Source organism: Streptomyces sp. NPDC089915 (genome assembly GCF_040684675.1).
Classification (GTDB): Bacteria; Actinomycetota; Actinomycetes; order Streptomycetales; family Streptomycetaceae; genus Streptomyces.
The window spans coordinates 1-9,968 of record NZ_JBFBGN010000192.1; the positions used below are offsets into that span (position 1 = coordinate 1).

The 9,968-nt window shown below is 76.7% G+C and carries 5 protein-coding genes and 1 pseudogene; 5 read left to right on the top strand and 1 reads right to left on the bottom strand.

Going from position 1 to position 9,968, the window contains the following annotated elements; all coding sequences use genetic code 11:
• Positions 1 to 395 (top strand): annotated as a pseudogene (locus AB0O29_RS32360) (hypothetical protein); the annotation flags it as partial.
• A 450-nt stretch (positions 396 to 845) separates the two neighbouring features.
• Complete coding sequence (locus tag AB0O29_RS32365) at positions 846 to 2,378, top strand: DUF6777 domain-containing protein (RefSeq protein ID WP_365158905.1); 1,533 nt, start codon at positions 846 to 848, stop codon at positions 2,376 to 2,378.
• A gap of 8 nt (positions 2,379 to 2,386) precedes the next feature.
• On the opposite strand, the gene AB0O29_RS32370 is transcribed toward AB0O29_RS32365, so the two are convergent.
• Positions 2,387 to 3,607: an erythromycin esterase family protein gene (locus tag AB0O29_RS32370; protein ID WP_365158908.1), complete on the bottom strand. Its 1,221-nt coding sequence runs from the start codon at positions 3,605 to 3,607 to the stop codon at positions 2,387 to 2,389.
• A gap of 60 nt (positions 3,608 to 3,667) precedes the next feature.
• Between AB0O29_RS32370 and AB0O29_RS32375 the strand changes: the two genes are divergently transcribed.
• The 3 genes from AB0O29_RS32375 to AB0O29_RS32385 form a co-directional block, all read left to right on the top strand.
• Complete coding sequence (locus AB0O29_RS32375) at positions 3,668 to 4,408, top strand: TioE family transcriptional regulator (protein ID WP_365158911.1); 741 nt, start codon at positions 3,668 to 3,670, stop codon at positions 4,406 to 4,408.
• Between the two features lie 127 nt (positions 4,409 to 4,535).
• Positions 4,536 to 6,770 (top strand): MMPL family transporter, encoded by a 2,235-nt coding sequence (locus AB0O29_RS32380; RefSeq protein WP_365158914.1) that lies wholly within the window; start codon positions 4,536 to 4,538, stop codon positions 6,768 to 6,770.
• A gap of 111 nt (positions 6,771 to 6,881) precedes the next feature.
• A partial coding sequence (locus tag AB0O29_RS32385; RefSeq protein WP_365158917.1) for a type I polyketide synthase occupies positions 6,882 to 9,968 on the top strand: 3,087 nt, incomplete at its 3' end.

Genomic DNA, 9,968 nt, shown 5'->3' on the forward strand with positions numbered 1-9,968 from the left:
TCGGCTACGACCGCCTCCAGGGCTCCCACGTCACCGGCGAGGCCCCCGCGCCCGCGCCCGGCCCCGTCGAGCCGGGCCCGGATCCGCTGGTCGACTCGCCGCTGTGGCGGGTGCGCCGGCTGCTGGAGGCGGGGGTCGCGGGCGGGCGCCGGGCGGTGGCGGAGTCGGCGCGGGCGCCCGAGCGGGCGCCCGCGTACGCGCCGCTGCGCCGGTCCGGGTTCACGGCGGCGGCCGGCCTGGCCGCGGCCCTCGTCGCCGAGGCGGACCGGCGTCCCCGGGACGCCTTCGGCCGGCTCACCGACCCCTCGGCCGACGGCTACGCCTGGGCCTGGCTGGCGGCCTCGGCACACCTCACGGCGGCCCGGCGCTCCCTGGTCGCCGCGTCCTGGGCGTAGGACGGGCCCCCTCCGGATCCCGGCCGACCCACGTCATCCGGCACCCGCCGGGGGAGGGCCGGGCAAGATCCGGAGGAGCCGGCCTAGCCCGTTCGGCTTGCGGATCCCACGGTGCCGGAGCACACAATGGGCGCTAACGGTGTGAAACTCGGATGAAATTGCATAAAACACGCACTTCATTCGAGTTTCGCCTTTCCTGCGCCCATCCGGTGGGAGGGGAATGTGAGTTCCGAACCGCTGTCAGAGCGTCCCACCGGCCCGCCCTCCGGCCCCCTCTCCGGACGCCCGTCCGGAGAGGGGGCGGGGCCCCCTCCGCCGCCGCCCCCCGGCGGCGGTCCGCCGTCCGGCCCCGGAGGGCCGGGGCCCGGAGGGCCCCAGCCGTCGTCGGGCGGGAACGGTCACCGACCCTGGTGGCGGTCCGTACCGCGGATCGCGGCCATCACCGCGGCCGTGGTCGTCGCCGTGGTCCTGGCCGTCGTCCTCGGCCGTCCCGGAGGGCAGACGGCGACGGCCGGCGAGGTCATCCTCCAGCCCACGGACGACGCGGGGGTGGACCCGTACACCCCGTCGACGGCGAACACCACCGCGGCCCTGCCCGCGGCCGCGCCGAGCACCGCCCCCGTCAAGAAGGACACCATCTCCAGCGTGGCGGGTTCGGAGCCCGGCCTCTACGGCGGCAGCCGCAACACCGCCAGCTGCGACGTCGAGAAGCAGATCCGCTACCTGTCGGCCGACCCGGCCAGGAACCGCGCCTTCGCCTCGGTGGTCGGCGTCCAGGAGTCCACGGTCCCGGCCTACCTGCGGTCGCTGACGCCCGTGCAGCTGCGTTCCGACACCCGCGTGACCAACCACGGCTACCGCGACGGCGTCGCCACCAGCTACCAGTCCGTGCTCCAGGCGGGCACCGCCGTCCTCGTCGACAAGTACGGGGAGCCCAAGGTGCGCTGCGCCTGCGGGAACCCGCTGAGCCGGGTGGTGCCGCAGCAGGGGACACCGCAGCAGAAGGGGCCCAGCTGGCCGGGGTACCAGCCGCAGAACGTCGTGGTCGTCAACCGCTCGACCACCGTGATCAACGTCTTCGTCATCTACGACTCGCATGACAAGCAGTGGGTCCACCGGTACACGGGTGACCAGGTCCACCACGACCGGCCGGCCCCGCCCCCGCCCCGGCACTGGCCGACCTCACCGCCGTCCCCGCCGATGACGCACACCCCGGGCACGCAGACGCCCGGCACCCAGACCCCGGGCACGCAGTCCCCCGGCACCAGGCCCCCGACGGGCACGGAATCCCCCGGGACGAAGCCGCCGACCGGCACGCCGACCACCACACCGACCGGCACCCAGTCCCCGGCGACCCAGACCCCCGGCACGAAGACGCCGACGGAGACCCCGACCGGCACCCCCACCGGCAAGCCGACCGGCACCCCCACCGGCACTCCGACCGGGGCCACCCCGAGCCCGGCGACCGAGACCCCGGCCACGCCGACGGCCACGGCCCCCTCGTCCGCGACCGAGACCCCGGCCACCCCCACGCCCACACCCACCACGGGAACGACGCCGACCCCGACCCCGACGAAGCCGGCCGAGACCCCGGCCGCCACGCCGACGGCCACGGTCCCCGCCCCGGTGCCCCCGACGCCCGCCGAGACCCCCACCGCCCCCCGGACGGCCACCCAGCCGCCGGTCACGGAGAAGCCTCCGCCGCCGCCTCCCCCGCCGACGCAGGCACCGCCCACCCCGCCGGCGCCCACCCGGGCCCCCGTGACCGAACGCCCGTACACCGAGGCCCCCGCGCCGCAGACCCAGGCCCCGGTCCGGCCGAGCGAACCGCCGGCCCCTGAGCAGAACCCGAACCGGAACAACAACAACCAGCAGCAGAACCAGAACCAGAACCAGAACCAGCAGAACGAGAACCAGAACAACCAGCGGAACAACAACCAGCAGAACCAGAACAACCAGAACAACCAGCCCGGGGGGTACTAGCCCGGACGTCAGACCTCCCGTCGGGGCACGGCCTCCGGCGGGAGGTCGCTGACGAAGACCAGCCCGTCGCTCGCCGCCAGGTGCGCCGGGTCCAGCGGGGCGTAGCCGAACCAGCCCGAGGTCCGCCGCGCCGGCGTCGCGCCCAGGGCGGCGGACAGCCGGCGGGCGTCGACGAGGCAGCGGTCCTCCGGGAGCGCGTACAGGAGCCCCTCGACGCTGTCCGGCTCCGGGGCGTCCACCCCGCGGTGCCGGATCGTGCCGAGGGCCGTGGGCACGAAGGCGTACTCCCCGCCGAGGCGGGCGGCCACCAGCGCGCCGGCGCTCCACCACTCCAGCGGCTCCCCGCCCATCCGCATCGAGCTCTTCTCCCGCTGGAGATGGGCGTTGTGCGCGAAGACCAGGACCGGGCCCCGCTCGGCGAGGGCGAGGAGGTTGTCGGCCATCATCCGGTCGCGCACCCCCAGCAGCCGGGTCATCCGGGCCGGCGACCCGTCGGCCATCCAGTGGTGGTAGCGCAGCAGGCCGACGGCGGTGCGTCCGTGGAGGCGCGCCCGGTCCCACTCCTCCCGGGAGGTGGCCGCGATCAGGTGCGGGGTCTGCTGGTCGAGCAGCTCGACCAGGTCGTCGGCGATCAGGCGCAGCTCCCGGGCCTCGGCCGAGCGCCCCACCGACAGCGCCGGGTCCCACATCACGCCCTCGTCGGTCCACCGGTCGTCGGCGCCGAGCAGCCCGTCGAGCACCTCGCCGGTACAGGGCAGCAGCCCGGGGTCCACCGACGCCCGGAGGTAGCCGTGGAGGGCGGCGAGGGCCCGGCGGGGGCTGTCCGCGCCGGTGATCTCCAGCGGGCCGTCGAAGCCGGCGAAGCGGAGCCGCTCGTGGGCGGGGCGCCCCTCGTTGTGCTCGCGCATCCGGCGCACGAGTTCCCGGTTGGCGGCGGAGGCGCCGAAGCCGTGGCTGAACCCCCGCTCCATGACCTCGTCGAGGGTGCCCGTGCCCGAGGCGAGGTACTCGTCGACGACCAGGCCCCGCAGGCAGTCGCTCTCGATCGCGACCGTGCGGTAGCCCTCCTCCTCGACGAGCTGCCGGAAGAGGTCGTTGCGCAGGGCCAGGAGGGTGTCCTCGCCGTGGGTGGGCTCGCCCAGGGCGAGTATCCGCGGGCGGGAGCCGAGCAGGTCCATGAGGGCGGCGGCGCCGAGCGCCCGGACGGTGTCCTTGATGCCGTTTTCCATGCCTTCAACGCTATCGTTGAACCTTCGGTGGAAACTTTTCCCCGCAAGGGCCGCGCTAGGTTGGGCCGTGTGGAAGAAAACCTTCAAACGGGTGGGAAGCTGCGGCCGGTCGATCTGGCGCGGGCGCACGGCCTGTCCACCCAGGCCGTCAGGAACTACGAGGAGGCCGGCGTCCTCCCCCCGGCGGCCCGCACGCCCGCCGGCCATCGCGCCTACACCCCCCGGCACGCCCTGGCCCTGGCCGCGTTCCTGGCGCTCGTCCCCGGACACGGCCACGCGACGGCCACCGCCGTGATGCGGGCGGTGAACCGGGACGCGGCCGACGAGGCGTTCCGGCTCATCGACCAGAGCCACGCCCGGCTGCTGGAGGACCGGCGGACGCTGGAGGCCGTGGAGCGGGCCCTGGGCGACCTGTCGCCCGCGCCGCGCACCGTCGCGGAGCCGGGCGGGCCCGCCGGGCGGTTCATCGGGCCGCTGGCGCGGGAGCTGGGGATCCGGCCCGCCACCCTGCGCAAGTGGGAGGCCGCCGGGCTGGTGCGCCCGCGCCGCGACCCGCTGACCGGGTACCGCGTCTACGACGGGGCCGCCGTCCGGGACGCCGGGCTCGCGCACCAGCTGCGGCGGGGCGGCTACCCGCTGGAGCGGATCGCGGCGCTGCTGGAGCGGGTGCGGGCGGCCGGCGGGCCGGAGCCGCTGGAGGCCGCGCTGGGCGACTGGCGGGCCGGGCTGTCGGCGCGCGGACGGGCCCTGCTGGCGGGGGCCGCCGGGCTGGACGCCTACCTGCGGGGGCCTGTCAAGTAACGAACAGCCGGGGCTACGGCCCCGGTCCTCCCCCGGGCACGGTGGAAATCCACCGCTCCGCACACCCCCGGGTGCCGGAGCGCCCGTCCGGACCGGAGGCACCATGTTCCGTCGTGCGGGGGACCGCGTGACCCGCCGTCCCCGACTCGTCCTCCTCGCCGCGCTGGTCTTCCTCGTGCTGTCCGCCGTGTTCGGCGCGGGGGCGACGGGCCGGCTCAAGAGCCAGGGGTACGACGACCCGCGCTCCGAGTCCAGCCGCGCCGCGCGCCTGCTGGCCGAGCACGCCGGGGCCGCCCCGAACCTGGTCCTCGTCGCACGGACCCGCACCGGCACCGTCGACGACCCGGCGGCCCGTGGCGCGGGCGAGGCGCTGACCGCGCGGCTCGCCGCAGAACCGCACGTCAGCGGTGTGACCTCGTACTGGTCCGCGCCGCCCGGGGCCGGGCTGCGCGGCCGGGACGGCCGTGCGGCCATGCTGGTGGCGCACCTGGACGGCGAGGGCGAGCGGCTCGGCGAGCGGGCCCGGCGGCTGAGCGAGGAGCTCGGCACCCCGGCGGGCGCCACCGGGCAGGCCCTGAGCGTGCACGTCGGCGGTCCGGCCGTCGTCGACGCCGAGCTGCAGGACGTCTCGGAGTCCGACCTGAAGCGGGCCGAGGCCGTCGTCCTCCCCGGAACCCTGGTGCTGCTGGTGCTCGTGTTCGGCAGTGTGGTGGCCGCGGCGCTGCCCCTGCTGATCGGGGTACTGGCGATCGCCGGGACGCTGCTGGTGCTGAGCCTCCTGGGCGGGGTCACCGACGTATCGGTGTTCGCGCTCAACCTGACCACGGCGCTCGGCCTGGGGCTGGGCATCGACTACGGGCTGCTGGTCGTCTCCCGGTTCCGCGAGGAGCTCGCCGCCGGGCACGCCCCGCGCGAGGCCGCCGTGCGGACCGTCCGGACGGCCGGGCACACCATCGGCTTCAGCGCCGCGACGGTCGCCGCCGCCCTCGCGACCCTCCTCGTCTTCCCGCCGTACTTCCTGCGCTCCTTCGCGTACGCGGGCATCGCCGTGGTGGCGATCGCCGCGGTCAGCGCGATGACGGTGCTGCCCGCCCTGCTCTCCCTGCTCGGCGAGCGGGTCAACGCCTGGCCCGTCCCGTGGCGCTGCCGGGCCCGGAGCGGGGCGCGCTCGCGGCTGTGGGAGGGGCTCGCGCGGATCGTCGTACGCCGTCCGCTGCTCGCGGCGCTGCCCGTCATCGGACTGCTGCTGGTGCTCGCCGCCCCGTTCGCGCACGCCGGTTTCGCCACCCCGGACGACCGGGCCCTGCCCGTGACCTCGGCCGCCCGGCAGACCGGCGACCTGGTGCGCGAGGAGTTCGACCCGCAGGGCGCGAGCGCGCTGACGGTGGTGGTGTCCGGGGCGGTGTCCCCGTCGGAGCGGGCCGACTACGCCCTGCGGCTGTCGCAGCTGCCGCAGGCGGCCCGGGTGACGGGGCCCGGGGTCGGGTTCCGGCAGGGCCTGCCGGAGCCGGCTCCCGGTCCCGCCCCGGGGGCGGAACCCGCCGGGACCGGTCCGCAGACGCTCTCCGTGGTGCCGCTGGCCGACCCCCGGTCGAGCGCCGCCCAGCGGCTCGTGCGCGAGGTCCGCGCCACCCCGGGGCCGGCGGGCGCCTCCGTCCTCGTCGGCGGGCCGAGCGCGGTCCTCGTCGACGCCAAGGCGACCGTGGGGGCGCGGCTCCCGCTGGCGCTCTACCTGATCTCCCTGACCACCTTCGGCCTGCTGCTGGGCTTCACGCGGAGCCTGCTGCTGCCGCTGAAGGCGATCGCGCTGAACGCCCTGAGCCTCGCGGCCGTCCTCGGCTCGATGGTGTGGGTCTTCCAGTCGGGGCACCTGCGGAACCTGCTGGGCTTCACCCCCGGCCCGCTCAGCACCACCATGCCGGTGCTGCTGTTCTGCATCGTCTTCGGGCTGTCGGTGGACTACGAGGTGTTCGTGCTCGCGCGCATCAAGGAGGCGCACGAGGCCGGTGAGGACAACGCCGGCTCGATCGTCACGGGCATCTCCCGCACCGGGGGCATCGTCACCACCGCCGGCGCCCTGCTGGCGTTCACCCTGCTGAGCTTCGGCACCTCGCAGGTGTCCCTGCTGCAGTTCTTCGGGATCGGCGCCGGCTTCGGCATCCTGCTGGACGCCACCCTCGTGCGGGGCGTCCTCGTACCGGCGCTCATGCGCCTGGCGGGCGCCTGGAACTGGTGGGCGCCCTGGCCCGTGACGGCGGCCCGCCCCGCCTCCCGGCCACGGCCCCCGCCGCCGCCCCGGCCGGCCGAGCGGTGCCCCACGTGGGCCGCGCTGTCCGCGCCCCCGGCCCCGGCGCCGCCCTGAGACCGCCGCACCCGGCCCCGTAAGCCCTCTCCCGTCCCCTCCCCTCCACACCGTCATCTCGTCATCTCGTCATCTCGTCACCACGACACGGAAGACCGAAGGAAGAGCGTCATGACCGACATCGCCATCACCGGACTCGGCTGCCGATTCCCGGGCGCCCGGGACACCCGCGCCTACTGGAACCTCCTGCTGGGCGGAGAACGCCAGTTCTCCTCCGTTCCGGCGGAGCGCTGGAACCACGGGGCCTTCCACGAGCCCGGCGACCACTCGGCGACCCACGCCGCGTACACCGACCAGGTCGCCTTCCTCGACGGGGTGGACCGCTTCGACGCCCTGCACTACGGGGTGCCCCCCGCCCGCGCCCGGGCCATGGACCCGCAGCACCGGCTGATGCTCGACGTCACCCGCGAGGCCCTCGAGGACGCCGGGATGGGGCGCGGCGGCTTCGACCGGGAGAACACCGGGGTCTTCTTCGGCATCTCGGTCTCCGACTACAAGGACCTGATGGCGGCCCCCCTGCGCGCCCTCTCCCTGGCGGAGGCGGAGCGGCCGGCCGGCGGGCCCTTCGACCGCGAGGCCGGGAAGGAGCGGGCCCGGCGCTTCGGCACCGTGCAGTCCTTCACCCTCCCGGGGAGCCTGCTCAACATGGCGCCGGGCACGGTGAGCCGGCAGTTCGACCTCGGCGGCCCCAGCCTCGCGGTGGACGCCGCCTGCTCGGGCTCCCTGGTCGCCCTCGACCAGGCGATGGCCCAGCTGCACCGGGGCACCTGCCGGATCGCCGTCGTCGGCGGGGTGTACCTCAACCTGACGCCCGACAGCCTGATCGGCTTCTCCCGGCTGCGCGCGCTGTCCGCCGCCGGGGTGTGCCGCCCGTTCGACGCGGAGGCCGACGGGTTCGTCCTCGGTGAGGGCGCCGGCACGGTCGTCATCCGGCCCCTCGCCGACGCGCTCGCCGCCGGGGACCGCGTGTACGCCGTGATCAAGGGCATCGGCTCCGCCAACGACGGCGCCTCGCCCGGCCCGCTGGTCCCCACCCCCGAGGGCCAGCTGCGCGCCATGCGCCGGGCCTACGCGGACGCCGGGGTGCCGCCGTCGTCGGTGGGCTTCCTGGAGGCCCACGGCACCGGCACCGCCGCCGGTGACCGGGCCGAGATCGAGGCCCTGCGGCGGCTGCGCACCGAATGGCCGGACGACGACCCCGCCCTGTGCTACCTCGGCGGGGGCAAGGCCCTGATCGGACACTCGCTGGCGGCGGCGGGCATCGCCGGTCTGATCAAGACGGCCCTGGTGGTCCACCACCGCACGATCGTGCCGCAGCCGCGCACCGCCCCGCACCCGGAGCTGGGCGTCGCCGCGGCCGGCCTGCGCTTCACCGAGACCGCCCGGCCCTGGGCGGACGGGAGCGCCCCGCGCCGGGCCGCCGTCAGCTCGTTCGGCTTCGGCGGCACCAACGTCCACGTCGTGCTGGAGGAACCGCCCGCGCCGCCGGCCCCCGTCCGCCGCCCGCCCGTGCCGGCCGCCGGTAACGGGGACCCGGCGCCCCAGCTCGTCCTCCTCTCGGCCGGGAGCCCGCGGCTGCTGGAGCGGCACGTCGGCGCCGTGCTCGACGCCGTCGAGTCCCTCGACCCGGCGGACCGGCCCACGGTCGGGGCGCTGGCCCACACCCTCGGCGGGCGGGAGCCGCTGAAGGCCCGGCTGGCGGTCGTGGCCGCCGACACGGAGGAGTTCCTGCGGCGGCTGCGGCGGGCCCGCCGGCAGCTGGAGGACGGTGCGCTGGGCGATCTCGGCGACGACGCCTTCGCCGCCGAGGCCCCGCTCCCGGCCGCGCAGCGCCGGATCGCCCTCCTCTGTCCCGGCCAGGGCAGCCAGCGGCCGGGCATGCTGCGGGGCCTCTACGAGGGGTACGCCGGTTTCCGCGCGGCCGTGGACGCCCTGGGCGCCGTGGCCGGGACGGACGTGGCGGACCTGCTGTACGGGAAGGCGGCGGGAGACGGGGACGGTCCCGGGCGGCTGGCGGCCACGGACGTGTGCCAGCCGGTGCTCGGCACCGTCCAGATCGCCGTCACCCGGCTGCTCGCCGACTGCGGCGTCACCCCGGACCTCGCCCTCGGCCACAGCGTCGGGGAGTTCGCGGCGGCGGCCGCCGCCGGGGCGCTGAGCGGCGAGGAGACCGTACGGCTCCTGGCCGGGCGGGGCGCGGCGCTGCGGCACGCCGTCGAGAGCGGGCCGCCGGGCGGGATGCTCGCGGTGCAGACGGACGAGGAGACCTGCCGGCGGCTGGCCGAGGGGATCGAGGGGGTGTGGCTCGCCTGCTTCAACGAGCAGCGGCAGATCGTGGTCAGCGGCAGCGCCGACGGGCTCGCCGCGCTGCGGCGGGCCTGCGCCGCGGCCGGGGTGGTCACGGCGGCGCTGGAGGTGGCGGGGGCCTTCCACTCCCCGCTGATGGACCCGGCGGAGGGGGCCGTGCGTGCGGCCCTCGCCGGGCGGCGGATCTCCGTCCCCGCGCTGCCGTTCGTCTCGTCGGTGAGCGGGGAGCCCTGCGCGGACCCCGCCGCGCTGCGGGAGCTGTGGGCCCGGCACGCGGCCGCGCCGGTCCGCTTCGGCGACGCCGTCCGCGCGGCGTACGACGCGGGCGCCCGGGTGTTCCTGCAGGTGAACGGCGGGGGCTCGCTGCTCACCCCGGTGCGGCGCGCCCTCTACCACCACGACGACGTGCACCTCCTCGCCGCCGACGAGGCGGCGCCGGACGACGGGCGCGGCTTCGTCCGGACCCTGGCCCGGCTCGCGGTCCTGGGCGCCCCGGTCGACCCGAGGGGCCTGGTCCCCGCCGGGGAGCGCCGTCAGCTGGACCTGCCCCCGGCGGAACTGGACGGCCGGTCCTACTGGGTCCCCGCCGGGCGCCCCGCCGAGCCCCCGGCGGACGACACCCCGTACGAGCTCCTGCGGATGATCCGGCACCAGGTGGCCCTGCTGACCCACCTCACGGGCGCCCTGCCCGAGCCGCCCCACACCCCCCGGCCGGCTCCCGCACCGCAACCGTCCTGCACGGCCCCCGCCACCCCGCCCACGGAGGCCGACCCCGGCCGGACGACCGCAGCCGCCACACCCACCCCGGCCCCGGAGGCCCGACCCCCGGCCCCCAGCCACCCGACGCAGCCCGACCCCGGCCAGGCGGCCGCGGCCACCACACCGACCCCG